This window comes from Streptomyces sp. HPF1205 (genome assembly GCF_020400825.1).
GTDB lineage: Bacteria > Actinomycetota > Actinomycetes > Streptomycetales > Streptomycetaceae > Actinacidiphila.
On record NZ_JAINVH010000024.1, the window covers coordinates 98881 to 125251 of the forward strand.

The following is a 26371-nucleotide window of genomic DNA, read 5'->3' on the forward strand; positions in this document are numbered from 1 at the left end:
GCGAGTCGGGGGTCGATCGCCCGCCGCCGGACCGTCACCGGGGGCGGCCGCGCTCAACCGGGCGAATCCCGGGCATGAATGAGCCTGTGGTACGGGCGGTGGGGCGGGTCCGGGACGTGCGCGACGGGCAAGGGTCCGGGCGCGCGGGCCGGCGCCGAGGCGGCCCGGTGGCGGAGCGGATCGGTGACGAGGAAGAGGGGAAGCGAATGCCGCAGGTGACATTGGCGCTGGTGGGAGCGGGCATCCGGGGGCGGGCGTATGCCCGTCTCGCGGTGGCCTCGGGCGCGGGCCGGCTGGTCGCGGTCGCCGAGCCCGACCCGGGTCGGCGGGCCGCGGCGGCCCGGGAGTTCGGCATACCCCAGGCGCGGGTGTACGCGGGCTGGGCGGAGATGGCCGCGGACGGCAGGCTTGCCGACGCGGCCGTCGTCGCCACGCAGGACCGGGACCACGCCGCGCCGGCGATCACCCTGGCCGGTCAGGGCTATCACCTGCTGCTGGAGAAGCCGATGGCGCCGACCGAGGCGGAGGCGGCGGCGATCACGGAGGCGGCCGAGCGGGCCGGGGTGATGCTGGCCGTCTGCCATGTGCTGCGGTACACCCCGCACACCCGCACGCTCAAGTCGCTGCTGGACGAGGGCCGGATCGGTCGTCTGGTCGGCGTGCAGCACCTGGAGCCGGTCGGCTGGTGGCACCAGGCGCACTCGTTCGTCCGGGGCAACTGGCGGCGCAGCGACACCTCCGCGCCCATGCTGCTGACCAAGTGCTGCCACGACGTGGACTGGCTGATGTACCTGTTCGGGCAGGCGCCGGTCCGGGTCAGCTCGTTCGGCGGGCTGACCCACTTCCGGCCCGAGGACGCCCCGGCGGGCGCGGCCGGGCGCTGCCTGGACTGCCCGGTGGAGTCCTCCTGCCCGTACTCGGCCAAGCGCCTGTACCTGGGCTGCCTCGGCAACCCGCGGCGCGAGGTGTGGCCGCTGTCGGCGGTCACCGAGGACCGGACCGAGGAAGGGGTCCTGCACGCGCTGCGCACGGGGCCGTACGGCCGCTGCGTCTACGCCTGCGACAACGACGTGGTCGACCACCAGGTCGTCACCATGGAGTTCGCGGACGGCGCCACCTGCTCGTTGACCATGAACGCGTTCACGCCGATGGACCACCGCCGCACCCGTCTGTTCGGCACCCACGGCTACGCCGACAGCGACGGCAGGACCATCCGCCTGGTCGACTTCCGTACCGGCACCGAGGAGTCGCTGGACGCGACCGCGGCCGGCGGCCCCTCCGCCGCGGGCGGCCACGGCGGCGGCGACGAGGGCCTGACGACCGCCTTCCTGCGGGCCGTGGCGGAGTCCGACCCGTCCGCGCTGACCTCGGACGCGGCGACGAGCCTGGCCAGCCACCGGGTCGTGTGGGCGGCCGAGCGGGCCAGGACCAGCGGAACGGTCGTCACTCTCGCGCAGGCCCCCGCCTGACGCGCCCGCGCCTTTCAAAAGCACCGGGCCGGCCTGACCCCCGCGGCGGGGCACCGCCCGGTGGGCGGGCGGGCGTCACCGCACCCGGCGGTGGCTCCACACCAGCAGGCCGAGCAGGATCAGGCCGGACAGGATCAGGCTCGAACCGGTGCTCCAGCCGGCGAACGGCAGGCCCCGCACCACCCTGGCACCCCAGACGACGCCCGCGGCGAGCAGCCCGAGTCCGGCGAGGGCCGAGCCCGCGACGCGCCAGGGCGAGGCCACGCTCGCCTCGGCGGCCTGGACCGCCCGTACCCGCAGCGGCTCCTCGAAGCGGCGCACGGCCGGGACGGCCCGGGACAGCAGGACGACTCCGGCGAGCACCAGCAGCAGGCCCGGCCCCGGCAGCACCAGCAGCGCCGCCCCGACCAGCACCAGCACTCCCCCGGCGGTGCCGAGTGCCACGCGCTTGACCGGGTGCAGCGGCCGGTCGGGGACCGGGGGCCGCACCCGGTCCGCCTCCTCGCTCGCCTCACTCGCCTCGCCGGCCTCGGCCGTCCTGGTCCATCGTGCTGGGCTCATCGCTCCACCGTAACCGGACTGCCCGGCGCGCCGGAGCGGCGCACCGGGCCCGGGAGCGGCGCCGGGCCCTGTCCGCGGGCCGGCGCGGCCCCGTGCGGAAACCCCTGGCGGCACGGCAGGAGCCCGCTCCCCGCGCGGTGTGGGTCGCGGGGAGCGGGCTCCGGTCCATCGGACGGCCCTGCGGTGGGCCGGTCACCCGGCGGCGCGCCCGCTCACTTTCCGTAGCCGATCGCGAACAGGTGCACCGTGCCCGAGGCGCCGGTGACCGGCAGGGTCAGCGAGGCGACGGTCTTCGCGGGATCGAGCGGCACCCGTACGGCGAAGACGTACGCCGTGACCGTGTCGCGGCCGCCGCTCGCCGTGTCGCGGTAGCCGGTGGTCACGGCCTCGGTGTCGCCCGCGACGGGCTTGCTGGAACCACCGTTCAGGGTCCAGTCGGAGAAGGTGACCGTGGCCTTCGCCGTGGTCCCGTCGGTGTAGGTGACGGTCAGCTCGCCGGGGACGCCGGAGCCGTCGGTGGGGGCGTCGGCCGCGGCGCCGAGCAGCCCCAGGTAGGCGCCCGAGCTGCCCGCGGGCTGGGCGATGGTCTGCCCCGCCACCTCGATGTTGTCCGGCCGGCCCGCGGCGGACTCGGGCCAGGTGTACGAGATCCCGTCCGCGGTGACGGTGCTGCCGCCGGTGACGCCGGCCGCGGCCAGGGCGTTCTGCGAGTACGCCCACCCGCCGTCGTCGAATCCGCCGGTGAACTGGGCGCCGTCGGCGTACACGCCCTCGTTGCTCTGGTACGGCCACAGCTCGCCGGGCTTGGCGACCGCCACGCGCAGGTCGGCCTCGCCGAGGCGTGTGCCGGTGGCGTGGTCGGTGAGGGTGAAGGACACCGGGTACGCGCCCTCGCTGTCGCCGGCGGTGACCGGCACCTGGGCCTGGACGCTGCCCGCGGCCGGGACGGCCACGGAACCGGAGGAGGCGCCCAGGGTCACCCCCGAGGGGGCGGTCGCGGCCCAGTCGACGGTGACGGGCCGGTCGCCGAGGTTCGTCAGCTTCAGCACGCCCTGTCCGGCGCCGCCGGGCGCGATGATCAGTCCGTCGCTGGACGGCCCGGTGGCGGCGAGCACCCGGCCGCCGCCCGTGGTGTCGGACGGCGGGACCGAGTCGGGCGCCGAGGCCCACGAGGTGTTCGGCGCGGTGCCGAGCGTGTAGTCCAGCGTGCCGGCGCGGCCCAGTTGGGCGAAGGTCAGCCACGAGCGGTCCCAGGCGGCGCCGCCGACGGCGAGCGACTGCACGTAGGGCGCGTCGGGGGCGGCCTGCGGGGCGTCGATCCGCACCTGCCGTCCGTTGCCGAGGGTGACCTGCGCGACGGGGAAGGCGGGGCTGCCCAGCACGAGCGTGTCGGTGCCGGGGGTTTCCGGGTACATGCCGAGCGACGACCACACGTACCAGGAGCTCATCGCCCCGAGGTCGTCGTTGCCGAAGGAGCCGACCGGCGCGTTGAAGTACAGTTTCCGCTGCGCCTGGCGCACGGCGTCCTGCGTCTTCCACGGCTGCGCGAGGTAGTCGTACTCCCAGGGGATCTCCACGCTCGGCTCATTGCTCAGGTCGGCGTTGGTCCCGGAGGGGTCCGTGATGTCGCTCAGCAGGCTGTCGAGGTACGAGGAGTACGCCGCGGCGCCGCCGCGGGCCGTGATCAGCTGGGCGAGGTCGAAGGGCACCATGGGCGTGTACTGCGCCGAGGTGCCCTCGACGAAGCCGCTGGAGGTGCCGGGGGTGAAGCCGCCGGCGAACCGGCCGTCCTTGTCGCGGCCCTGCATGTAGCCGGTCTGCGGGTTGAAGGCGTTCATCCAGTCCTGGGCGCGGGTGGCGAACTTCCGGTAGTCGGCGTCCTTGCCCAGCGCCTTGGCGAAGGACGCCAGGGCGTAGTCGGCGGAGTCGTACTCCAGTTGCGTGGAGACCGGGCCGTAGAAGTTGCAGCACCCCCATCCGGTCCCGTCCAGCGGGAGGTAGCCCATGGCGTCGCGCACCGACTGGCCGGGGCGGTTGCGGCTGGGCGCGGTGGCCTCGTGCTCCATGGCCTCCAGCGCGTGGGCGGTGTCGAAGTCCCGGGCGCCGAAGGCGTACGCGTCGGCGATGATGCCGTCGGCCGGGTCGCCGACCATGACGTAGCTCTCGCCGTTGTTGGAGGCCCACTTGGGCAGCAGGCCGGTCTGGTCGTAGCCGTTGAGCATCGAGGTGACGACGTCGCTCGCCTGCCTGGGCGCGACCATGGCCATGAGCTGGGTCTGCGAGCGGTAGGTGTCCCAGCCGGAGTAGTTGGCGTACTGCGCCCGCTGGCCCCTGGCGAGCGTGTGGACCTGGTTGTCCATGCCCATGTACCGGCCGTCCACGTCGGAGAACGTGTTCGGGTGCAGCAGGGCGTGGTACAGCGCGGTGTAGAACTGCGTCTGCTGGTCGCGGCTGCCGCCGCCGATCCGCACCCGGCCGAGCAGGGCGTTCCAGGCGTCGTGGTTGGCCTCGCGCATCGCGTCGAAGTTCCAGCTCCTGGCCTCGGCGGCGAGGTTCGCGGACGCGCCGGCGTCGCTGGTGTACGAGACGGCGACGGCCGCCGTGACGGTGCGCTCCTTCGAGGTGTCGAAGGTGAGGTACATGCCGTTGGCGCCGGTGACCGGGGCGGAGGCGTTCGGGGAGGCGGTGTTCGGAGAGGCGGTGTTCGGGGAGCCGGTGTTCGGGGAGCCGGTGGAGGTGCCGTGCACGGTCGGCGCGGGGCGGCCCGGCACGGTGAAGTGCTTCTCGTGGTGCGTGGTCGCCGGCGGCCTGGTCAGGGTCTGCTGCGGCCGGCCCAGGCTCAGCGCGGTGGCGTCCGGGTCGATGGTGTCGCCGACCCAGGTGCCGCTGCCGGTGAACGCCTGGTCGAACTTGATGTCGAAGTGCAGCGTGTAGCGGTTGGCGGCGCCGCAGAAGTGCCCGCTGTCGACCGAGCCGCTGACCTCGTGGTCGCTGACCGCCTTCACGCGCGTGCCGTCGACCTGGCTCGCGCCGCTGCTCAGCTTGAGCAGCAGGTTCGCCCGGGCGCCGGCGGGGAAGGTGAAGCGGCCCAGGCCCGCCCGTGTGGTGTCGGTCAGTTCGGTCCGCACACCGTTCGCGTCGGTGACCGAGTAGTAGCCGATACCCGTTTGCTCGTCGGCGTGGCTGAACGGCGCCGCGGTCGAGGAGAGGTTGCCGGACAGGGCGCCGGTGACGGGGAGGATGGGCACGTCGCCGGCCACGTCGCAGCCGGGGCCGGAGACGTGGGTGAGGCTGAAGCCGGAGATCTTGCTGTCGTTGTACTCGTAGCCGCCGCCCTGCGTGCGGTGGGGAGTGGTGTCCGGGCCCCACTGGAGCATGCCGAAGGGCATGTCGGGACCGGGGAAGGTGTTCACCGCGCCGGAAGTCCCGATGAGCGGGTTCACCAAGGACGCCGGGTCCTTGACCGTTCCGGTTCCGGCCGCCGCGTGGGCACTGCCGGGGGAAGTGAGCGGCAGGGCCGCGATGCCCAGGACGGACACCACGGCCAGTCGCCGACGGATTCGGCCGCGGGAACCACCCGCACTCGAACGCCGTTGTCTGACCACAGATTGCCTCCGCAGTTCGTGCTTCGCGCATGGCGTCGCCAGGGGACGGATGGCGTCCCCGATCGACAACGTTGTCGGCGACAAGGCGATCTGACAACGTTGCCAACCCGCACGAGCGACGAGTAGAACGCGGATGCCGACGGTGTGTCAATGAGGCGGGCGGGAACCGGTGTTGCGCCCACTCGCACGGCCGCACCTTTCGCACCCGGACGCCCGATTCGGCGCGGCGCGCGGCCCCGACCGGGCGGACGGGAGTCGCACGGCGGCACGGACCGCACCGCCGAAGGACCGGACGCAACCGTCGGCCCGGACCGGACGGGAGCGCGAAACGGGGGCAGACTGGAGGGTGTGGTGAGCAAACGCAGCGCCGGGATCCTGCCGTTCCGCGGAACGGACGGCGACGAGGTGGAGGTGCTCCTCGGGCACATGGGCGGGCCGCTGTGGGCCCGGCGGGACGCGGCCGCGTGGAGCGTGATCAAGGGCGAGTACGGGCCGGACGAGGAGCCGCGGGCGGCGGCGCGGCGGGAGTTCGAGGAGGAACTGGGACTTCCCGTGCCGGACGGCGAGCTGATCCCGCTGGGTGAGGCGAGGCAGCCGAGCGGCAAGGTCGTCACCGTGTGGGCGCTGCGGGCCGACCTCGACCCGGACCGGATGGTGCCGGGCACGTTCACCATGGAGTGGCCGCGGGGCTCGGGCCGCCTTCAGGAGTTCCCCGAGATCGACCGGGCCGCCTGGCTGGGTCTGCCCGAGGCCCGCGACAAGCTCGTCACGGGCCAGCGCATCTTCCTCGACCGCCTGGCCGAGCGCCCGGAGCTGTGGCGGGGCTGACGGATCGCGCCGCCTTGCGCGCGGGCGCCACCGGGCGCGGGACACCGCCGGGCGACCGGGCCGGGCGCGGGCGGGTCACGGCTCCTGGCGCAGTACGGCCGCTCCCCGCGCGGGCAGCCGCAGTTCGCCCGGCGCGACCTGGCGTCCCGTCAGCAGCTCGTGACCGCCGGGCGCCTGCGGAACCGGCAGCGGCCCGTCGGTGTGGTTGAGCAGGAACAGCCAGGCGCGGGTGCCGTCCGGCGACCAGCGGCGCACCGCCTCGACCCCGGGCAGCGGCGGCGTCAGCTCGGGCGGCACGCCTGCCTCGACCGTGAGGCGGACCATCAGGTCGCCGTACGCGGTGTCGTCCAGGCGCGTCGAGAGGTACCAGGCGGTGCCCCGGCCGTAGGAGTGGCGGGTCAGTGCGGGGCGGCCGGCGAGCATCCCGTGGGTGTAGGTGGTCACCGGCGTCGCGCCCGCCGGTTCGACGCTCTCGCTCCACGCCGTGCCGGTGGAGCCGTCGGACAGCCGCAGCACCTCGCCCTGGGCGAGCGGGCGGTACTCCTCCACCCGTATCCCCAGCGCCTCCCGCAGCGCGGGCGCCGGGTAGCCGCCGAGCCAGGCCTGGTGGTGCTCGTCGACGACACCGCTGAAGTGCTGCACCAGCAGCGTTCCGCCGCCGCGCACGTACTCCCGGGCGGCGGCGGCCGCGGTCTCGGACAGCAGGTGGAGGGCGGGGGCGACGAGCAGCGGGTAGCGGTCGAGGCCGGGGGCCGCGGGGTGGGCGAAGTCGGCGGTGACGCCGGCGTCCCACAGGGCGCGGTGGGCCCGGCGCAGCGCGCCGTGGTAGTCGAGTTCGGCCGAGGGCGTGCCCTGGACGTCCAGCGCCCACCAGGCGTCCGAGTCGTGCAGCACCGCGGCCCTCGCCCGTACCCGCGAACCGGCCACCTCCGCCAGCCGGGACACGGCCGCGCCGGTCCCGGTGACCTCGCGGAAGATCCGGGAGTCGGGGCCGGCGTGCGGCACCATCGCCGAGTGCCACATCTCGGCGCCCGCCTTGGACTGCCGCCACTGGAAGAACAGGGCGCCTTCCGAACCGTGGGCGATGTGCGCCACCGAGTGCCGCAGCACGTCGCCCGGTTCCTTGGGCAGGACACGGTCGCCGCTGTAGAGGGTGTTGGTGCCCTGCTCGATGAGCAGCCACGGCCGGCCGCCGCCGAAGGAGCGGGCGCGGTCCCCGCCGAACGCGATGTCGGCGGCCGCCTCGATGCCGGGCCCGCACGGGTAGTGGTCGATGCCGACGAAGTCGACCTCGCGGCCGAACGCCCACAGGTCCAGGACCTGGTACTCGGGCACCATGAGGTTGGTGACCACCGGGCGGCCGGGGCTGTGCGCGCGGATGGCTTCGCGCTGCTCGCGGTAGCCGGCCAGCGCCTGGTCGGACCAGAACCGCCGGTAGTCAAGCGTCAGGGCGGGGTTGCGGTGCCACTGGGTGGCGCGCGGCGGCAGGATCTCGTCCCAGGACGCGTAGCGCTGGCTCCAGAAGGCGGTTCCCCAGGCGTCGTTGAGCTTGTCGAGCGTGCCGTGGCGCCGCCGCAGCCAGGTACGGAAGGCCGCGGCCGCGTGGTCGCAGTAACAGACGGTGGCGTACTCGTTGTGCACGTGCCACATGGCGACGGCGGGATGGTCGCCGTACCGCTCGGCGAGCGCGGTCGCGATGCGTACGGCGGCTTCCCGGTAGGCGGGGGCGGCCAGGCAGTAGGTGTCCCGGCTGCCGTGGACCAGCCGCACGCCGTCGGCGGTCACGGGCATGGCGTCGGGGTGCGCGAGGGTGAACCAGGGCGGCGGTGAGGCGGTGGGCGTGGCCAGGTCGACCGCGACGCCCGCCGCGTGCAGCCGGTCCAGGTGGGCGTCGAGCCGGCCGAAGTCGTAGCGCCCCTCCTCCGGCTCCAGCAGCGCCCACGAGAACACCCCGACCGTGACGAGGTTGACGCCGGCCCTGGCCATGAGCGCGTCGTCCTCGCGCCAGACGGCCTCGTCCCACTGCTCGGGGTTGTAGTCCCCGCCGAACGCGAGCCGCCCGCCGAGCCGCTGTACCAGTCCCCCGGTTGCGACGTCCGCGCCCTGGCTCGCCGCGGTTCCCGCGGCCCCCGCTCCCCCGGCGGCCCCGCGGTTGGGCTCGACGCTCATGACGGCTGTGCCTCTCGTACGTGGTGGACACCGCGGCGCACCGCACCGCGACCGAAGCGCTGATATCGAAGCGCTTCAATGCTGCGGGCGAGACTAGCCACGGGCCACCGGCCTCGACAAGGGCCGCGGCAGGGACTTCTCCCCCGGTGGTTCTCCCCCGGCGGCGGGAGTTCCGGCCGACGGCGGGCGTCAGGAGGCGGAGCAGGGGCGATCGAGGCGACGGCAGCGGGGGCGGGCGGCCGGCCGCGGGGCCGCGGGCCGGTGGGCCCGGGCGGACGGCGGGTCACCGGGCGGCGACGGGAAGCACCGGGCGCAGGTCGCGGCGGACCCCGTCCTCGAAGCGCTTCCCGAGGCCGTGTCCCCTGCCGTAAGGTGACCGTCGGCCGGCTGCGGCGGTGCGTCGTCCGCCGCTTGACGGTTGCCGCGACCGCGCCTGCTGTCCGTCCGGCTCCGGCATTTCGGACAGGGCGCGGACAGCAGGGCGCGGACAGCAGGGCGAGGGAAACAGGGCGCGGCAACAGGGCGCGCACGCGGGCGGGCCCATTGGGCCGCGAGGAGTGGCGTGACGACTTCCGGGACGGCCGGGGACGGTTCGGGGCGGGCCGACGCCCGCACGGGTGCGCGGGTACTGGACGCCACCCGGCACCCGGGCCGCCGTCTGGCGCTGACCTTCGACGACGGCCCGAACCCGCCGGACACCACCCGGCTGCTCGCGGTCCTGCGCGCGCACGGTGTCCGCGCGGTGTTCTTCCTGTGCGGCGACCCCGCGCTGGCCCACCCGGAGGTGGTGCGGGCCATCGCGGCCGGCGGCCACGTCCTGGGCAATCACTCGATGCACCACGACGACATGAGCGGGTGGCCGCCCGAGCGGATCCGCGCCGACCTGCTGCGGACCAACGCCGCGATCCGGGCCGCCGTGCCCGGCGTTCCCATCCCGTACTTCCGTGCCCCGTACGGGAGTTGGGGCCGCAGCCCCGAGGTCGCCCGGGACCTGGGCATGTGGTCGCTGGGATGGCGGCTGGCGATCGGGGACTGGGAGCCGCCGGGCACGGACGAGTTGGTGCGGCGGCTGACCGACGGCGCGGCGCCCGGCTCGGTGATCCTCATGCACGACGGGGGCGGCGACCGCGGTCAGACGGTCTCGGCCGTCGAGCGGTTCGTTCCCCGGTTCCAGGCCCTGGGCTGGTCGTTCGACGATCCGGAGCTCGGCGGCTGACCGCGGGCGGACCGCCCGCGCGGCCCTGGCCCGCCCGCTCCCGGTCACCGCGGCGGCGCCGCCGTACTCCTGCGCACGACGAGGCTGGTGGCCAGTTCCATCCGGGTCGTGGCGCTGGCCCCCGCGTGGAGCCGCAACAGCATCTCGCAGGCCGCCTCGGCCATTTTCCGCAGCGGCTGGTGGACGGTGGTGAGCGCCGGGCGGGACCATTTCGCGACGGCGACGTCGTCGTAACCGACCACCGAGACGTCCTCGGGGATGCGCAGGCCGAGGCCGGCGGCGGCCTCCAGGACGCCGATGGCCTGCAGGTCGCTGCCGGCGAACACCGCCGTGGGCCGGTCGGGGCGCTCCAGCATGGCCAGCGCGCGGTCGTAGCCGCCCTCGACGTGGAAGTCGCCGTAGGCGACCAGGGACGGATCGGCCTCCAGGCCGGCGGTGGCCATCGCGGAACGGAAGCCGTCCAGCCGGGCCAGTGAGCACATCATGTCCTCGGGCCCGGTGATGATGCCGATCCTGCGGTGGCCGCACTCGATGAGGTGGCGGGTGGCGGCCAGGCCGCCGGACCAGTTGGCCGAGCCCACCGAGGGCACGTCCGGCTCGGGGTCACCGGCCGGGTCGATGATCACGAACGGGATCGACCGGGATCTGAGCTGCTGTTTGTAAGCCTTGGGCAGTGCGGAGAAGACCAGGATCACACCCAGCGGGCGGCGTCTGAGCACCCCTTCGATCCACTCGGGGCCGGGCGCGTGGCGGGTGCCGCTCTGCGTGAGCACCACGCTTGCCCCGCTGGTCCGCGCGACCTGCTCGACACCGAGGATCAGCTCCATCGCCCAGATCGCGTCCAGTTCGTGGAAGACGATCTCGATCAGCGGCACTTCCGGGGTCGAGCGGGTCGAGCGGCGGTAGCCGTGGGCCTCCAGCAGGCGTTCGACCTTCTGCCGGGTGGGGGCCGATACGTCCTGTCGGCCGTTCAGCACTTTCGAAACTGTCGGCACTGAGACACCAGCAGTTTCGGCGATCTGCGCCAGGGTCACCTTGCCCGGTCGTTCCTCAGCATCCATGAGCCCGCAGCGTACGGCACATCTCCAGGTAACGCTTCAATAACCCGAGGCCCGAGGGTTGACCCCCATTCGGCCGCGGCCTAGCGTCACAGCGCGCAGCAAATTTCGGCGGCGTTGCCGAAACTTTTCGAAAGGCTGGACGATGAAGAAGCGCGCTTGGTTTTCCCGCGCCGCGGCCGGCGGTGTCACGCTGGCCCTCGGGCTGACACTTGCCGCGTGCGGCGGCGGCTCCTCCGGCGGCAGCGGCTCCGGTACGTTCAAGGTTCTCGTCTACGGGGACGCGACCAACAAGGTCGAGAAGCAGATCGTCGACACGTTCAACAAGACTTCCAAGGTCAAGGCCGTCCTGCAGACCATCCCGGGCGCGGACTACCAGCAGAAGCTGCAGACGATCATCAACACCAAGCAGGCCCCGGACGTCTTCTTCAACTGGGGCGGCGGCAGCATCCAGCCCTTCGTCAAGGCGGGCCTGCTCCTGCCGCTGGACGACATGATCGCCAAGGACCCCGGCCTGAAGAACAACTTCCTGCCGTCGGTGTTCAACAGCGCGATGGTCGACGGCAAGTCCTACGGCGTCCCGATGCGCGGCACCCAGCCCGTCATGCTGTTCAGCAACAAGAAGGTGCTGGCCGACGCCGGCGTGTCCCAGCCGCAGACCTGGGACGACCTGCTGAACGCGGTCAAGACCCTCAAGGACAAGGGCAAGACGCCCATCGCGCTCGGCGGCGGCGACCAGTGGCCGACGCTGATGTGGTTCGAGTACGCCTACGACCGCGTGGCGGGCCCCGGCCTGTTCGAGAAGGCCCTGTCCGGCGACAAGAGCGTCTGGGACAGCGCCGACAGCCGTAAGGCCCTGGCCATGCTCAAGCAGCTGGTGGACGCGGGCGCGTTCGGCAGCAACTACGACTCGGTGAAGTTCACCGACGGCGGTTCACCGGCGCTGCTGGCCACCGGCAAGGCCGGTTTCGAGCTGATGGGCTCGTGGGAGTACTCCACGCAGCAGGACGCCAACCCGGCCTTCGCGAAGTCCGACCTGGGCTACAGCTCCTTCCCGACCGTCAACGGCGGCAAGGGCGACCCGAACGACGTGGTGGGCAACACCAACAACTTCTACTCGGTGCTGAAGAAGACCAAGTACCCGGACGCCATCGCCCAGTTCCTCAAGCTGCAGTACTCCGACGAGTTCGTGAAGGCGCAGCTGGCCATCGGCAACCTGCCGACCACGACCAACACGCCGAACTTCCTGAACACCGCGGCCAACCCGACCTACGCGCAGTACCAGTTCGACCTGGTCAAGAAGGCTCCCTCGTTCCAGCTCTCGTGGGACCAGGCGTACCCGCAGACCGCCAGCACCGCGATGCACCAGGCGATCCAGGAGTTCTTCGACGGGAAGATCGACGCCGACGGCTTCATCAAGGCCATGCAGGCCCTGCCGCACTCCTGAGCCTGGAAAGCGACATGACCACCACCGCGACCACCACCGTGACCACCGTGGAAGGGCGCCGGTCCGCGAACCGGTCCGGCGCCCGGGTGACCCGCCCGGGCTTCGCCTGGGCGGTCCCCGCCACGTTGTTCTTCGTTCTCTTCGCCGTCGTGCCGCTGATCCTCGTGGCGGTGCTCTCCTTCGCCAGCTGGGACGGCCTGGGCTCCCCGCAGTGGGCCGGCCTGGACAACTGGCGGGCCCTGATCCACGACCACACGATGATCCAGAGCCTGTGGCTGAGTGTGATCATCACGGTCCTGGGTGTCCTCGTGCAGACTCCGCTGAGCCTGCTGCTCGGTGTGTGGGCGGCCGGCCCGCAGCGCAACCGTGCGGTGCTGTCGGCCGTCTACTTCGTTCCGCTGCTGCTGTCGGCGACCGCGGTCTCCGTGCTGTGGCGGGCCCTGCTCGACCCCAACTTCGGGGTACCGGCCCAGGCCAAGTGGCTGTTCGGCGACGGCAACCTGCTCGGCAAGCAGACCAGCGCGATCGGCGTACTGGTCTGCGTCAGCGCGTGGCAGTACACACCGTTCCACACCCTGATCTACCAGGGGGCGACGCGCGCCATCCCGCCGGTGCTCTACCAGGCCGCGCAGATGGACGGCGCGGGCATGATCCGGCAGTTCTGGCACATCACGCTGCCGCAGCTGCGCAACACCATGGTCACGTCGATGATCCTGATGGTGGTCGGCGGACTGACCACCTTCGACACGGTGCTGATCCTCACCCAGGGCGGTCCCGGCACCGACACCACCATCAGCGCCTACTACATGTACCAGCAGGCGTTCACCAGTTACGACTACGGCGGCGGCGCGGCCATCGCCCTCGTCCTGGTACTGGCGGCGACCGTCATCTCCCTGATCGTCGTCCGGGTGTCCGGCTACGACAAGATGCGCAGCTCGGTGGAGGGCCTGTGAAACGCCGTCCCAACTACCTCGCGGGCCTGGGGTCCCTGGTCTGGCTGTTCCTGGTCGGCCTGCCGCTGTACGTGATGCTGGCCGCGACCCTGCAGAGCCGCAGCGACTACACGGCGAGCGGCCCGCTGTCCTTCCCCAAGCACTTCACGCTGCACAACTACACGCAGGACTTCAGCAACGGCTTCGGACGGTTCTTCTTCAACACGCTGGTGGTGACCGTCGCGGTCGTCGCGATCGTGCTGCTGCTGGTGCCGCCGCTGTCGTACGCCATCGTCCGCAGCCGCGGCCGCGTCACCACCGGTGTGTTCCGGCTCTTCCTGCTGGGTCTCGCCATCCCCGCGCAGGCGGTGATCGTGCCGATGTTCTTCGTGATCAGCAAGGCCGGCCTGTACGACAACCTCATCGGGGTGATCCTGCCGACCGCCGCGTTCTCCATGCCGGTGTGCGCCCTGGTGCTGACCGGCGTCATGCGCGACATCACCTCCGACCTGTACGAGGCGATGGCGATGGACGGCGCGTCGCCGTGGCGGGTGTTCTTCCAGCTCGTCCTCCCGCTGTCCCGCGGCGGCCTGTCGACGATCGTGGTGTTCTCCGCGCTGCAGGCGTGGAACGGCTTCCTCTTCCCGCTGGTGCTCACCCAGTCGGACTCCTCCAAGGTCGTCACCTTGGGCCTCTACAACTTCCAGACCGAGCACGGCATCGACATCCCCGGCCTGCTGGCCGCGGTGGTCCTGTCGATGCTGCCCATCTTCATCGTCTACCTGTTCGCCCGCCGTGCCCTGGTCCAGGGGCTCATGGGCGTCGGAGGAAAGTGACCGACACCGTGGTCGAAGACACACATTCCGCTGCCCCCGCCTGGCGTGACCCCGCCTTGCCGCCCGAGGCCCGGGCCGACGCCCTGATCGCCGAGATGACCTTGCAGGAGAAGGTCGCCCAGCTCTTCGGCGTGTGGGTGGGGGCCTCGGACGAGGGCGGTGAAGTCGCCCCGTACCAGCACGAGATGGAGGAGGCCGTGTCCCTGGAGGCCCTGCTGCCGCAGGGCCTGGGACAGCTCACCCGGTCGTTCGGCACCGCGCCGGTGGACCCCGCGCTGGGGGCGCTGTCGCTGCTGCGCACGCAGCGGAGAATCGCCGCGGCGAACCGTTTCGGCATACCGGCCGTCGCGCACGAGGAGTGCCTGGCCGGCTTCGCCACCTGGGGCGCGACCGCCTACCCCGTACCGCTGTCGTGGGGCGCCACCTTCAACCCCGGCCTGATCCGCGCCATGGCGGTCCGGATCGGCCGGGACATGCGCGCGGTCGGCGTCCACCAGGGGCTGGCCCCCGTGCTGGACGTGGTGCGCGACGCGCGCTGGGGACGGGTGGAGGAGACCATCGGCGAGGACCCGTACCTCGTCGGCACGGTGGCCACCGCCTACGTGCAGGGGCTGGAGTCGGCGGGGATCGTGGCCACGCTCAAGCACTTCGCCGGCTACTCCGCCTCCCGCGGCGGCCGCAACCTGGCGCCGGTCGGCATGGGCGCGCGCGAGCGGGCGGACGTGATCCTGCCGCCGTTCGAGATGGCGGTACGCGAAAGCGGCGTCCGGTCGGTGATGAGCGCCTACACCGACACCGACGGCGTGCCCTCGCACGCCGACGAGGGGCTGCTGCACGGACTGCTGCGCGAGACGTGGGGCTTCACCGGCACGGTGGTCGCCGACTACTTCGGCGTCGCGTTCCTGTCCACGCTGCACGGGGTCGCGGGTTCGCTGGGCGCGGCAGCGGGCGCCGCGCTCACGGCGGGCGTCGACGTGGAGCTGCCCACGGTGAAGGCCTTCGGCGAACCGCTGCTGAAGGCGATCGCCGACGGCGAGGTCTCCGAGGAGGTGGTGGACCGGGCGCTGCGGCGGGTGCTGGCACAAAAGGCGCAGCTCGGACTGCTCGACGCCGACTGGAACCCGGTGCCCGAGGCGCTGGCCGGCGCCGACGAGGAGGACCCGCGGGCGCTGCGCGGCAGCGTGACCCTGGACTCGGAGGAAAACCGGGCCGTCGCCCGGGAGATCGCCGAGCAGGGCGTGGTGCTGCTGCGCAACGACGGGATCCTTCCGCTGGCCCGGCCCGCCCGGATCGCGCTGATCGGCCCCAACGCCGACACCCCGACCGCCGTGCTGGGCTGCTACTCCTTCCCCGTGCACGTCGGCAGCCAGCACCCGCAGATGCCGGCCGGCATCGAACTGCCCACCTTGCGCGAGGCGCTGGCCGCCGAGTTCCCGGACAGCGAGGTCGTCACGGCGCAGGGCGTGAGTGTCGACGGCCTGAGCACCAGCGGGATCGCGGAGGCCGCGGCGCTGGCGCGGGACGCGGACGTGGTGGTGCTCGCGCTGGGCGACCGGGCCGGGCTGTTCGGCCGCGGCACCAGCGGCGAGGGCTGCGACGCCGAGTCGCTCTCCCTCCCCGGCGTGCAGCAGCAACTGCTCGACACCCTGCTGGACACGGGCACTCCCGTGGTCCTGACGCTGCTGGCCGGGCGCCCGTACGCGCTGGGCCGGGCGGTCGGTGAGGCGGCCGCCGTCGTGCAGGCGTTCTTCCCCGGCGAGGAGGGCACCACCGCCGTCGCCGGCATCCTGTCCGGGCGGGTCAACCCCTCCGGCCGGCTGCCGGTCAGCGTCCCGCGCCTGCCGGGCGCGCAGCCGTCGACCTATCTGGCCGCGCGGCTCGGCCAGGCCGGCGAGTCGTCGAGCATCGACCCGACGCCGGCGTTCCCCTTCGGGCACGGCCTGACGTACACGACCTTCGACTGGACGGACCTGTCCGTGGAGGCCGGGCAGGCGGAGACCGACGGGGAGATACGGGCCGCCTTCACCGTCCGCAACACCGGCGACCGGGCGGGCGCCGAGGTGGTGCAGGTGTACCTGCACGACCCGGTGGCCTCCGTGGTGCAGCCCGTGCAGCGGCTGATCGGCTACCACCGGCTGCCGCTGGCCGCGGGTGAGGCGGCGCGGGTCCTGTTGACCGTGCCCGCCGATCTGGCGTCGTTCACCGGCCGCGACGGGCGGCGCGTCGTCGAACCGGGCGACCTGGAACTGCGGCTGGGCGCCTCGTCGGCCGACCCGCGTCTGGTGGTGAACTGCACGCTGACCGGGCAGGTGCGCGAGGTCGACCACACCCGCAGCCTGCACGCGCGGTTCACGACGCAGCCGGAACAGGGCTGACGGCGCCGGCCGGGCCGGGTGGCGCGGCAACCCGCGGCACCCGGCCACGGCCGGGCCGGGGCGGGCCGGGGCTTCGCGCCGCGCCGGCCCGCGCCGGCGACAACGGCGAACGCCCGCGGCCGGGGACGCGAAGTCCCCGGCCGCGGGCGTTCGCCGTTGCCGCGGTCGTTCGGCGTTGTCGCAGGGCTTCGCGGGCGTCACGGGCGCGGGTGGCGCCGCCCGCGCGGCGCGGCCGCTCAGGCGTCAGGCGAACCGCTGAGCAGTGCCACCTGCTCCGGGTCGAGGGTGAGCCCGGCGGCCGCCGCGGAGTCGCGGACGGTCTCCGGCCGGCTGGAGCCGGGGATCGGGATCACCACGGGCGACAGCGCGAGCATCCAGGCCAGGCACACGCGTTGGGGGCTGACCCCGTGGGCCTCGGCGACCTGGGCGAAGGGGGCGTACGCGGCGCCGAGGCGCTCGGCGTTGGTGATGCCGCCGAGCGGGCTCCAGGGCAGGAAGGCGATCCCGAGCTCGTCGCACAGGTCCAGTTCGGGGCGGCTGGACAGGAACGCCGGCGAGAACTGGTTCTGCACGGACACCAGCCGGCCGCCGAGGATGTCGTTGGCCAGGCGGATCTGGTCCGGGTCGGCGTTGGAGATCCCCGCCATCAGGATCTTGCCCTCGTCCAGGAGTTCGGCGACGGCGCCGACCGACTCGGCGTACGGGACCGCGGGGTCGGGCCGGTGGAACTGGTACAGGCCGATGGCCTCGACCCCGAGCCTGCGCAGGCTCGCCTCGCACGCCCGCTTGAGGTACTCCGGCCGGCCGTCCCGCGTCCAGGAGCCGTCGCCGGGCCGCAGGTGGCCGCCCTTGGTGGCGACCAGCACCTCGGAGCCGGCGGAGTGCGAGGACAGCGCCTTGGCGATGAGCGTCTCGTTGTGCCCCACCTCGTCGGCGTGCACGTGGTAGGCGTCCGCGGTGTCGATGAGGGTGATCCCGGCGTCGAGTGCGGCATGGATGGTGGCGACGGAACGCGCCTCGTCCGGCCGCCCCTCGATCGACATGGGCATACCGCCCAGCCCGATCGCGCTGACCTGGACGGCACCGATACGGCGGGTCTGCATGGGTTTCGTGCCTTTCTACGGCTCGACGTCTGTGCGGTGGCCCGGGTCGGGTCCGCGGAGCCCGGCCGCGGTCCCGCACCCGGCCCACCTCAGCCTCATTCACCGGCGGCCCAGCCGTCCAATAGAAGGAACCGAACGCATTGAGCGATTAGGCTGCTGAATCATGGAACTGCGCCACCTGGAACATTTCGTCGCCGTCGCACAGGACCGCCACTTCACCCGCGCCGCCCAGCGGCTGATGGTCTCGCAGTCCGGGCTGTCGGCATCCGTGCGCGCGCTGGAGCGCGAACTGGGCGCCCAGTTGTTCGTCCGCAGCACCCGCAACGTGGAGCTGACCGCGCCGGGCCGTGCGCTGTTCGCCGAGGCGTCCCGGACGCTGGCCAGCGTCCGCGCGGCCAAGGAGGCCGTGGCCGCCGTGCAGGGCCTGCTGCGCGGCACGCTCAGCGCGGGCACCGAGCAGTGCGTGACCGGCGTCGACGTACCGGCCCTGCTGGCCCGGTTCCGCACCGAGCACCCGCAGGTCCAGGTCAGGCTGCGGCAGGCCAACTCGGCCGCGCTCGCCGAGGACGTGGCCGCGGGACGCCTGGACCTGGCCTTCGTCGCCGTCGACGGCCGCGCTCCCGAGGGGGTGCGGCTGCTGCCGCTGGTCCAGGAGCCGATGGTCCTGCTGTGCCACCGCGGGCACCGGCTGGCCGGGGCCGCCGAGGTGAAGTGGACCGATCTCGACGGCGAGACCTTCGTGGACTTCCACCCCGAGTGGGGCTCGCGCCCCCTGGCCGACCGCGTGTTCGCGTCCGCCGGCGTGGCGCGCCAGGTCGCCCTGGAGGTCAACGACGTGCACACCCTGATCGACCTGGTGGGCCATGGCCTCGGTGTCGCGGTGGTCCCCCGCCCGATCTCCCGCAAGAAGCAGGCCGCCGCCCTGTGTTCGGCGCGGCTGACCCCGTCGGCCCCGCCCTGGCAGGTGTCGGTGGCCGCGCCGGAGCCGGGCCGTCTCGGCCCGGCCGCCCGCGAACTCCTGTCCTACCTGGGCCTGGAGCGGGCCTGAGCGCCGCCACGAGGGGTACGGGACGGCTCCCGCCCCGGGTGCCGCGGCGGCGCAGGTGCTGCCCGGGCCCGCTGACGGGCCCAAGGAAAGGAGGCGCGGGGAAAAGAACCCGGGGATATGGGCCCGATGGGCCCGGGGATATGGGCGCGGGAAAAGGGCGCGCGAGGCGCGCGGGCGCCCACATAGTCTCCCGGCATGGTCCGATCCTCAGCCCACCGGCCACCCCCGCACGACCGACCTCCGCCCGGCGCAGGGGGGAGCCGGAGTTTCGGGATCTTCTGGGCCGGCCAGACCCTCTCCGTCGTCGGCGACGCCTTCGCCCTGATCGCGCTGCCCCTGCTGGTGCTGCAGGCGACGGGATCGGTCGCGCGGATGGGCCTGCTCACGGCCGCCGCGGGCGGCGCCTCGCTCGTGGCGGGCGTCTTCGCCGGGGTCGTGGTCGACCGGTTGGACCGCAGGAAGCTGCTGGTCGCCACCGACCTGGCGCGTATGGCGCTGTACGCGGTGATACCGGTGGCGTGGGCGTTCGGCCCGCGGGTCTGGCTGCTCTACGTCGTACTGCCACTGTGCGAGGCGGTCGGCATGCTGTTCTCGGTCACGTACGTCACGGTCGTACGGGCGCTGGTCGCCCCGGACCTGATCACGCGGGCCAACGGCAGGCTGGGCGCGACCGCGTCGGCCGCCGGGGTGGCCGGGCCGGTGTGCGCGGGTCTGGTGGTGTCCCGCTTCGGCGCGGCGACGGCGGTCGGAGTGGACGCAGCGAGCTTCGCGGTGTCCGCCGCCTGCATGGCCCTCGTACGGTTCCACGGCGACACCCGGGCGCTGAGCGCCGCGCGGGCCGGGGCGCCGGCCACCGGGGACGCGGCGCGCGCGGGACGGGACACGGCCCTGCGGCGGCTCGGGCGGGACCTGCGCGCAGGTGTGACGTTCCTGCGCGGCCACCCCGTGCTGCGGTCGCTGACCGTCCTGCTGACGTTCTTCGTCTTCCTCACCCTCGGCCTGAACGACCTGATCATCTACCACCTCGAACACGATCTCGGCGAGAGCGACAGGACCGTCGGCGTCGTGTTCGCCGTGGCCGCGCTGGGCTCGATCACCGGTGCCCTCATGGTGGCCCCGGTACGCCGCAGGTTCGGCTTCGGGCCGACGTGGATCGGCGCGGTCGCGGTGTCCGGGCTCGCCGTGGCGGGCATCGGCTGGGCCTCCGACGTACCGGGCGTGGCGCTGCCGGCCGCCGCCTTCCTCGGCTGCACCGGCGTCGCGGGCACCTGCTCGATGTCGCTGCGCCAGGAGGTGACACCGGAACACCTGCTGGGCCGGGTCACCTCGGCCTTCTGGACGCTCCACTACTGCGCGGCCCCGGCCGGCGCGGCCCTCCTCACCTGGACCGCCCAGCGCGTCGGCACCGCCCCGGTGACGCTGACCGCCGGCGTCTGCTGCCTGCTGATCGCCGCCGCGGCCGCGGCGACCCCGGTACACCGGCCCCGCCCCGAGCGGCTCGCCGACGCCGTCTGACGGCGCGGCACCCGGGCGGCCGGGCCCGCGACCGCGGCGCCGTCAGCCGACGTGGACGCGCGGGCGGCGCGTCACGTCCGGCTCGGCCTCGCGCAGCACCTCGCGGGTGACCGGCGCGACCTCGCCCTGCCCGAAGAGGAAGAAGCGCAGGAAGTTGGCGAACGGGCCGCCCTCGGTCCACTCGAAGTAGATGTGCGGCTTGGCGCCGGTGAGATCGCGTACGTGCAGGAGGAAGGCGGCCAGCGCGTTGGGCACGGAGGTGCCGTCCAGGGTGAGCACGCGGTAGCGCTCGTGCATGACCTCGCCGCGCACGGTGACCGCGGACTCGAACTCGGAGGGGTCGCGCACGGTCACCTCGACGAAGACGAAGTCCTCGTCGGGTCCGAGGTCGTTGTCGTGGCGGATCTGCTTGGCCTTGTCCCGGTACTCGGCGACGTCCCGCCGGTCCGGTTCGTTGGCGATGAAGCGGATCCGGCGGCTGGCGATGTCCCGGACGAAACGCGAGGCCATGTCGTCCAGTTCCACGCTGGTCACCCGCAGTTCGAAGGAGCGGGCGAGCCGCGACATCAGCGAGATCAGGACGATCCCGGCGATGAAGCAGGCACCGATCTTCACACCGTCCGGGCGCTCCAGGATGTTGACCACCGTGGTGTAGAGGAACACGACGGCGATGACCGCGAAGCCGATGGTCCACTTGCGCTGCCCGGCCTTGCGGGCGGCGATGGTCACGGCGATGGCGGCCGAGCTGATGAGCACCAGGACGCCGGTGGCGTACGCGCCGCCCTGCTTGTCGACGTTGGCGTCGAAGATCCACGTCACCAGGAACGCCACCAGCGTGAACACCAGCACCATCGGCCGCACCGCCCGCGCCCAGTGCGGCGCCATCCCGTACCGCGGCAGGTACCGCGGCATCAGGTTCAGCAGCCCCGCCATCGCCGACGCGCCGGCGAACCACAGGATGGCGATCGTCGAGAAGTCGTAGGCGGTACCGAACCCGGAGCCCAGGTACTCGTGCGCGAGGTAGGCCAGCGCCCGCCCGTTCGCCGGGCCACCGGCCTCGAAGTCGCGCTTGGGGATCAGCACCGTGGTGATGAAGCTCGTCGCGATCAGGAACACGCTCATGATCAGCGCCGCCGTGGTCAGCAAGGTGCGCGTGTCCCGGATCCGCCCAGCCGGGGCGTCCTCGGTGTCCCCCGCGTCGCCCCGCACGTGCGGCATCACCGCGACGCCCGTCTCGAACCCGGACAGGCCCAGCGCCAGCTTGGGGAACACCACCAGTGACACCCCCACCATGACCCACACGCTGCCCCGCTCCGCGCGCAGCCCGTTCGACCAGTCCGTCACCAGGTGCGGGGCCGTCAGCACGTGGTAGAGGCCGTCGACCACCACCACCACGTTCATTCCGAGATAGACGCCCACCAGCACCACGGCCACGCCGATGGCCTCCAGGAACCCCTTCAGGAACACCGCGCCCAGCAGTGCCACCAGGACCAGCGTGATGAGCATCTGACGGCCGTGCAGCGCCGACGCGAAGTGCGGGTTCTCCACCAGGTGCGTCGACGCGTCGGCGGCCGACAGCGTGATGGTGATCAGGAAGTCGGTCGCCGCGAAGCCCAGCAGCGCCAGGACGAACAGCTTTCCCTTCCAGAACGACAGCAGCCGCTCCAGCATCGCGATCGAGCCCTGGCCGTGGGGGCTCTCCCGCGCCACCCGCCGGTACACCGGCAGCGCGCCGGCCAGTGTGACGATCACCAGCACCACCGTGGCGATCGGCGACAGCAGCCCCGCGGCCAGCGCCGCGATGCCCGGCTGGTACCCGAGCGTCGAGAAGTAGTCGACACCGGTCAGGCACATCACGCGCCACCACCGCTGGCCCGCGTCCGCCGCCTCCGGCGGCGCGTGCGGCCCCTGCTGCCGGCCCATGTCCGACAGCCCCTCCAGCAACCACCCCCGCAACCGGCCCTGCGCCCCGGGTTCCGGCGGCTGGGACGTCGTGCCGGTCGTCTCCGCTGTGGCGGCCATTCCTCATCTGCTCCTGGTCTGCGTGGCGCGAACCGGCTCCGCCGGCCGCGCTGTGTGCCGAGAAGATCAGCGTATTCGCGCCAATCGGGATGAACCGCGCGCCCTGCCGCGGCCCCGTGGCCGGTTCCTCCCGTACCCGCGGTCCTCGCGCGCGCCCGGTCGCCGTGCCCGCGGCGGCACTTGCCCGGCGTCGGCGGCCCGGCCCCAGCGTGGGCGACGGCCCGCCCGCGGGGCCGCGGGGGCGGCAAGTCCATACGCGTTCTTGACGCGCCACGCGCCGCGGCGGGCCCGGACGGCCGGCGGAATCGGGCGGTCTGGCCCATCAGGGGGGCGATGCGGTCTTTGCCGTTTCGATCCCGGGGCAGGCGGTACCGACGAGAGACGGGCCTTCGCCAACCGATCAGGGAGCACCATGAGCGAGTCCAACCCGATCCGGAAGATCGTGGACAAAGCGGCGGAACTGGCCTCGGAGGTGGCGCCGCGGCAGAAGGCCGAGATCCCGGGCGTACCGGGGGGCGCGCCACCCACGGTCGAGGAGCCGGTCGAGCCGCGCGAGCCGCTGCCCGCCAAACCCGACCAGTCCGCTCCGGAGCCGGTGAGCGCCACCGGGCGGCCGGGCGCCGGGCCGAGGTCGCAGGCCGGGCCCTTCCTCACCAACGCCCAGGGCACCCGGCTGCCCGACTCCGACCACTCCTTGAAGGCCGGCCCGCGCGGCCCCGTCCTGCTGCAGGATCACCACCTGCGGGAGAAGATCACCCACTTCGACCACGAGCGCATCCCCGAGCGGGTGGTGCACGCGCGCGGCGCGGCGGCGCACGGCGTCTTCCGCGGCTACGGGACGGCGGCCGGGGTGTGCAAGGCGGCGTTCCTCGCCGAGGACGTGACGACGCCCGTCTTCGTGCGGTTCTCCACCGTGCTGGGCTCGCGCGGCTCCGCCGACACCGTACGCGACACGCGGGGCTTCGCGACGAAGTTCTACACCTCCGAGGGCGTGTACGACCTGGTCGGCAACAACATGCCGGTGTTCTTCATCCAGGACGCGATCAAGTTCCCCGACGTCATCCACGCCGGGAAGCCGCACCCGGACCGGGAGATCCCGCAGGCGCAGAGCGCGCACGACACGTTCTGGGACTTCGTCTCGCTGCACACCGAGGCCGCCCACCACACGATGTGGAACATGTCCGACCGGGGCATCGCCCGGTCCTTCCGGATGATGGAGGGCTTCGGCGTCCACACCTTCCGCCTGGTCAACGAGCGGGGCGAGACCACGCTGGCGAAGTTCCACTGGAAGCCCGAGGCCGGCGTGCACTCCCTGGTGTGGGAGGAGGCGCAGCTGATCAGCGGTCTCGACCCGGACTTCCACCGCCGCGACCTGGCCGACGCGATCGAGGCGGGGGCCTTCCCCGCATGGGAGCTGGGCATCCAGACCTTCCCCGACACTCCCGACCAGATGTTCGAGGGCATCGACCTGCTCGACCCGACCAAGATCGTGCCGGAGGAACTGGCACCGGTCCGGCCGATCGGGCTGATGACCCTCGACGCCAACCCGACGAACTTCTTCGCCGAGACCGAGCAGGTCGCCTTCCACGTCGGCCACCTCGTCCCCGGCATCGACGTCACCGACGACCCGCTGCTGGCGGGGCGGCTGTTCAGCTACGTCGACACGCAGATCACCCGGCTGGGCGGGTCCAACTTCGCGCAGATCCCGATCAACCGCACGCACGCGCCGGTCGACGACAACCTGCGGGACGGCTTCCACCAGGACGCGGTGCACAGCGGGGTGGCCCCGTACAAGCCCAACTCGCTCGACGGCGGCTGCCCGTTCTTCGCCGGCGCCGGCGACCGCGCGTACATCGAGCACCCCACGCCGATCGCCGCCGCCGAGAAGGTGCGCGAGGCACCCGCGTCCTTCGGCGACCACTTCAGCCAGGCCCGGCTGTTCTGGCGCAGCATGAGCCCGGTGGAGCGGGAGCACATCATCGCCGCGTACACCTTCGAGCTGGGCAAATGCTACGAACAGGCCGTCAAGGAGCGGGCGCTGGGGACGCTGGCGAACATCGACCCGTACCTGTGCGCGCAGGTCGCCCAGGGGCTGGGACTGCCCGCGCCGAAGGCGACCGAGCCGCTCGCCGACCCGGCGCCGAGTCCGGCGCTGTCGCAGATCGGGCGCACCTGGCCGACCACCGGCCGGGTCATCGGCATCGTCGCGGACGACCGGACCGACCTGGCCGCGCTCGCGGCCCTCCGCCAGGCGGTGCTGTCCGCCGGCATGGTCCCGCTGGTGGTCGCGCCCGTCGGGGGTGAACTGCGCGCCGACGGAGCCGGCCCGGTGACCGTCCAGCGCACCTTCGCCACCGCGAGGTCCGTGGAGTACGACGCGCTGCTGCTGACCGGCGCGCCCGCGCCCGGCAAGGACGCGGCGCCCGGACGGGACGCCAAGGCCGGCGCGCTGCCCAGGCCGTCCGTACCGGTGGACCCGCGGGTGGCGCTGATGGTCAACGAGGCGTTCCGGCACTGCAAGGCGATCGGCAGCCTCGACGGCGGGCGGCCGGTCCTGGAGGCGGCGGGCGTCGCCGCTGACGCCACGGGCATCGTCCTCGGCCCGGACGGCGAACAGGTGCTGCGCGAGCTGACCGGACTGCTCACCCGGCACCGGGTGTGGGACCGCTTCCCGCCCCCGCCGGAGAGCGCCGCGTAGCCGCGCGTACGCCGCGCCCGGCCGCGGTACCGGAAGGGCCCGCCTCACCCGCGGGCCCTTCCGACCTTTCCGGCCCGGCCGGCGGCCGCGGCGGCCTCGTCCGGACCGCCGCCGAGCACGATCGGGGCCGGGCGTTCCGTACGGGCCGGTGAGCGCGCCCGGTCCGGCCGCCCGTCACCCGTTCGGCCGGGCCCGCGTGGTGCGGGAACGGCGGGCGGGCGCGGGTCGAACGCCGCTGTCAGTCCCGCGGGGGCCTGCGGGTGCGCGGGGCGGGACCGAGGACATCGGCCAGGTGGCGGCGGAGTTCGGGCGGCAGGGGGGTGCCCTGGGCGGCCGCGACCACGTGGTGGGCGACCACTCGCAGCTTGACGTTGGCGTGCTGGGAGACGGTGGAGATCGTCCGCCACGCCTCCTCGGCGCTGCAGCCGTTGAGCGCCATGAGGACACCGCGCGCCTGATCGATCACGGGGCGGCTGCGCATGGCCTGCTTGAGCTGGGCGATCTCCTCGCGCAGACGGGCGTGTCCCATGCCGTCCGGGACGTCGGGGCCGGGGTCGGGGTCGGGGACGTCGGGGTCGGGGTCGGGGTCGACCGCGGGGGGTTGCGCGTACACGGGTCGCCCGCACCTCCTCCTCGTCCCGGCTCGCGCCCGGCGCCTCGCCGGGCCCGTGAGCGGCCGACGGCCGCGGACCGCCCGCGGGGCGCGCCACGGTCCCGGACACTGTCTGGCGTTTACCGCGGCGGCCCGCGCGCCATGCGCGACAGCCGTCACCGGTTCCACCGGGCGGCCCGATCGCGCAGGTCAGCCGGGAGATTTGGGTACAGGAAGGTTGTCCGCCCGCCGCAGGAGCGGTATGACGGGTACAGGGAAGCCGTGACCGCGGCCGGTCCGCGCACGGCCTCTCCGCCACCGCCTCGACGATCAAGCCGCCCGCACGTCGGCGGCCCCGGGGCACGGCGCCCCGCCGGAAGCCGGCCGCCCGGTCCTCGACCGGGCCACCGCCGCCCGAACGGCACGGACGCCGTCCGCCCGCCTCCCCCGCCGGCACCGTACGGACCCGCGACCGCGGCGATCCCGCGACCGCGCGTACGCCTGCCGCCCGTACCACCCGTACGCGCAGGAGGGCGAGACCCATGGAACCGCTCACCGTATCCGCGGACCGCCGGGCCGGATGGACCGTCCTGGAGGTGACCGGCGAACTCGACATCGCGACACGCGCCGGCCTCGACGAGGCCCTGGCGGCCGCCGGTCCCACGGATGTCGTCCTGGACTTCTCACGACTCGACTTCTGCGACGTCACCGGACTGAACCTGCTGGTCAGCGCCCGGCACCGGCTCCGGGACCGGCACGGCGAACTGCGCGTGGTGTGCCCGCCGGGGCGGGTCCGGCGGCTGCTGGGGGTCGCCGGGCTGACCCGCTCGATCCCCGTGTACGACACGCTGGCCGAGGCCGTCGCGGGCGGCGGGGGGAAGTCCGCCGGCGATCGCC

At 73.3% G+C, this 26371-nt stretch carries 18 protein-coding genes; 11 read left to right on the forward strand and 7 right to left on the reverse strand.

Annotated features, from left to right (window positions below):
- Positions 1-206: 206 nt before the first annotated feature.
- Positions 207-1469 (forward strand): Gfo/Idh/MocA family protein, encoded by a 1263-nt coding sequence (locus tag K7G61_RS24875; RefSeq protein WP_225849194.1) that lies wholly within the window; start codon positions 207-209, stop codon positions 1467-1469.
- A gap of 75 nt (positions 1470-1544) precedes the next feature.
- Here the strand turns inward: K7G61_RS24875 and K7G61_RS24880 are convergent, their stop codons facing one another.
- Both K7G61_RS24880 and K7G61_RS24885 read right to left on the reverse strand, forming a co-directional pair.
- The gene (locus K7G61_RS24880) at positions 1545-2030 is read right to left on the reverse strand and encodes a PGPGW domain-containing protein (protein ID WP_225849195.1); all 486 of its coding nucleotides are present in this window, start codon (positions 2028-2030) and stop codon (positions 1545-1547) included.
- A 212-nt stretch (positions 2031-2242) separates the two neighbouring features.
- Entirely contained in the window at positions 2243-5572 is a 3330-nt protein-coding gene (locus K7G61_RS24885; RefSeq protein ID WP_308190693.1) for a lectin, read from the reverse strand.
- 411 nt (positions 5573-5983) lie between these two features.
- Between K7G61_RS24885 and K7G61_RS24890 the strand changes: the two genes are divergently transcribed.
- Positions 5984-6463, forward strand: a complete 480-nt coding sequence (locus K7G61_RS24890; RefSeq protein WP_225849197.1) for an NUDIX domain-containing protein — start codon at positions 5984-5986, stop codon at positions 6461-6463.
- Positions 6464-6538: 75 nt separating this feature from the next.
- Here K7G61_RS24890 and K7G61_RS24895 read toward each other — a convergent pair whose 3' ends face one another.
- Positions 6539-8632 (reverse strand): beta-galactosidase, encoded by a 2094-nt coding sequence (locus K7G61_RS24895; RefSeq protein ID WP_225849198.1) that lies wholly within the window; start codon positions 8630-8632, stop codon positions 6539-6541.
- A 562-nt stretch (positions 8633-9194) separates the two neighbouring features.
- Between K7G61_RS24895 and K7G61_RS24900 the strand changes: the two genes are divergently transcribed.
- Positions 9195-9848 carry a polysaccharide deacetylase family protein gene (locus K7G61_RS24900; protein WP_225849199.1) on the forward strand — a complete coding sequence of 218 codons (654 nt, stop codon included), beginning with the start codon at positions 9195-9197 and terminating at the stop codon, positions 9846-9848.
- 44 nt (positions 9849-9892) lie between these two features.
- Here the strand turns inward: K7G61_RS24900 and K7G61_RS24905 are convergent, their stop codons facing one another.
- The gene (locus tag K7G61_RS24905; RefSeq protein ID WP_225849200.1) at positions 9893-10909 is read right to left on the reverse strand and encodes a LacI family DNA-binding transcriptional regulator; all 1017 of its coding nucleotides are present in this window, start codon (positions 10907-10909) and stop codon (positions 9893-9895) included.
- Positions 10910-11051: 142 nt separating this feature from the next.
- On the opposite strand from K7G61_RS24905, the gene K7G61_RS24910 reads away from it, so the two are divergent.
- The 4 genes from K7G61_RS24910 (at position 11052) to K7G61_RS24925 (ending at position 16496) form a co-directional block, all read left to right on the forward strand.
- Positions 11052-12353: an ABC transporter substrate-binding protein gene (locus K7G61_RS24910; RefSeq protein ID WP_225849201.1), complete on the forward strand. Its 1302-nt coding sequence runs from the start codon at positions 11052-11054 to the stop codon at positions 12351-12353.
- Positions 12354-12367: 14 nt separating this feature from the next.
- Positions 12368-13306, forward strand: a complete 939-nt coding sequence (locus tag K7G61_RS24915; protein ID WP_225849202.1) for a carbohydrate ABC transporter permease — start codon at positions 12368-12370, stop codon at positions 13304-13306.
- Positions 13303-14121: a carbohydrate ABC transporter permease gene (locus K7G61_RS24920; RefSeq protein ID WP_225849203.1), complete on the forward strand. Its 819-nt coding sequence runs from the start codon at positions 13303-13305 to the stop codon at positions 14119-14121. Before K7G61_RS24915 ends, K7G61_RS24920 begins: the two co-directional genes overlap by 4 nt.
- A 95-nt stretch (positions 14122-14216) precedes the next feature.
- Positions 14217-16496, forward strand: a complete 2280-nt coding sequence (locus K7G61_RS24925) for a glycoside hydrolase family 3 N-terminal domain-containing protein (RefSeq protein ID WP_225849213.1) — start codon at positions 14217-14219, stop codon at positions 16494-16496.
- A gap of 236 nt (positions 16497-16732) precedes the next feature.
- On the opposite strand, the gene K7G61_RS24930 is transcribed toward K7G61_RS24925, so the two are convergent.
- Positions 16733-17599: an aldo/keto reductase gene (locus tag K7G61_RS24930; protein ID WP_225849204.1), complete on the reverse strand. Its 867-nt coding sequence runs from the start codon at positions 17597-17599 to the stop codon at positions 16733-16735.
- Positions 17600-17762: 163 nt separating this feature from the next.
- Between K7G61_RS24930 and K7G61_RS24940 the strand changes: the two genes are divergently transcribed.
- Together K7G61_RS24940 and K7G61_RS24945 are read left to right on the forward strand one after the other, a co-directional pair.
- Positions 17763-18647 (forward strand): LysR family transcriptional regulator, encoded by an 885-nt coding sequence (locus tag K7G61_RS24940; RefSeq protein ID WP_308190695.1) that lies wholly within the window; start codon positions 17763-17765, stop codon positions 18645-18647.
- A gap of 195 nt (positions 18648-18842) precedes the next feature.
- Positions 18843-20162, forward strand: a complete 1320-nt coding sequence (locus K7G61_RS24945) for an MFS transporter (protein ID WP_225849205.1) — start codon at positions 18843-18845, stop codon at positions 20160-20162.
- Positions 20163-20204: 42 nt separating this feature from the next.
- Here the strand turns inward: K7G61_RS24945 and K7G61_RS24950 are convergent, their stop codons facing one another.
- The gene (locus K7G61_RS24950) at positions 20205-22184 is read right to left on the reverse strand and encodes an amino acid transporter (protein ID WP_374204227.1); all 1980 of its coding nucleotides are present in this window, start codon (positions 22182-22184) and stop codon (positions 20205-20207) included.
- Between the two features lie 412 nt (positions 22185-22596).
- Between K7G61_RS24950 and K7G61_RS24955 the strand changes: the two genes are divergently transcribed.
- Complete coding sequence (locus K7G61_RS24955; protein ID WP_225849206.1) at positions 22597-24882, forward strand: catalase; 2286 nt, start codon at positions 22597-22599, stop codon at positions 24880-24882.
- 238 nt (positions 24883-25120) lie between these two features.
- Here the strand turns inward: K7G61_RS24955 and K7G61_RS24960 are convergent, their stop codons facing one another.
- The gene (locus K7G61_RS24960) at positions 25121-25495 is read right to left on the reverse strand and encodes an ANTAR domain-containing protein (protein ID WP_225849207.1); all 375 of its coding nucleotides are present in this window, start codon (positions 25493-25495) and stop codon (positions 25121-25123) included.
- 521 nt (positions 25496-26016) lie between these two features.
- Here K7G61_RS24960 and K7G61_RS24965 point away from each other — a divergent pair.
- Positions 26017-26371: STAS domain-containing protein (locus K7G61_RS24965; RefSeq protein ID WP_225849208.1), on the forward strand; the 355-nt coding region annotated here is incomplete at its 3' end.

Bases quoted from the DNA above. Each gene is read 5' to 3' on its own strand.
- K7G61_RS24930 (WP_225849204.1), bottom strand. From the start codon at position 17,599: ATGCAGACCCGCCGTATCGGTGCCGTCCAGGTCAGCGCGATCGGGCTG.
- K7G61_RS24880 (WP_225849195.1), bottom strand. From the start codon at position 2,030: ATGAGCCCAGCACGATGGACCAGGACGGCCGAGGCCGGCGAGGCGAGT.
- K7G61_RS24895 (WP_225849198.1), bottom strand. From the start codon at position 8,632: ATGAGCGTCGAGCCCAACCGCGGGGCCGCCGGGGGAGCGGGGGCCGCG.
- K7G61_RS24925 (WP_225849213.1), top strand. From the start codon at position 14,217: ATGACCTTGCAGGAGAAGGTCGCCCAGCTCTTCGGCGTGTGGGTGGGG.
- K7G61_RS24940 (WP_308190695.1), top strand. From the start codon at position 17,763: ATGGAACTGCGCCACCTGGAACATTTCGTCGCCGTCGCACAGGACCGC.
- K7G61_RS24915 (WP_225849202.1), top strand. From the start codon at position 12,368: ATGACCACCACCGCGACCACCACCGTGACCACCGTGGAAGGGCGCCGG.
- K7G61_RS24955 (WP_225849206.1), top strand. From the start codon at position 22,597: ATGAGCGAGTCCAACCCGATCCGGAAGATCGTGGACAAAGCGGCGGAA.
- K7G61_RS24875 (WP_225849194.1), top strand. From the start codon at position 207: ATGCCGCAGGTGACATTGGCGCTGGTGGGAGCGGGCATCCGGGGGCGG.
- K7G61_RS24950 (WP_374204227.1), bottom strand. From the start codon at position 22,184: ATGGCCGCCACAGCGGAGACGACCGGCACGACGTCCCAGCCGCCGGAA.
- K7G61_RS24910 (WP_225849201.1), top strand. From the start codon at position 11,052: ATGAAGAAGCGCGCTTGGTTTTCCCGCGCCGCGGCCGGCGGTGTCACG.
- K7G61_RS24905 (WP_225849200.1), bottom strand. From the start codon at position 10,909: ATGGATGCTGAGGAACGACCGGGCAAGGTGACCCTGGCGCAGATCGCC.
- K7G61_RS24945 (WP_225849205.1), top strand. From the start codon at position 18,843: ATGGTCCGATCCTCAGCCCACCGGCCACCCCCGCACGACCGACCTCCG.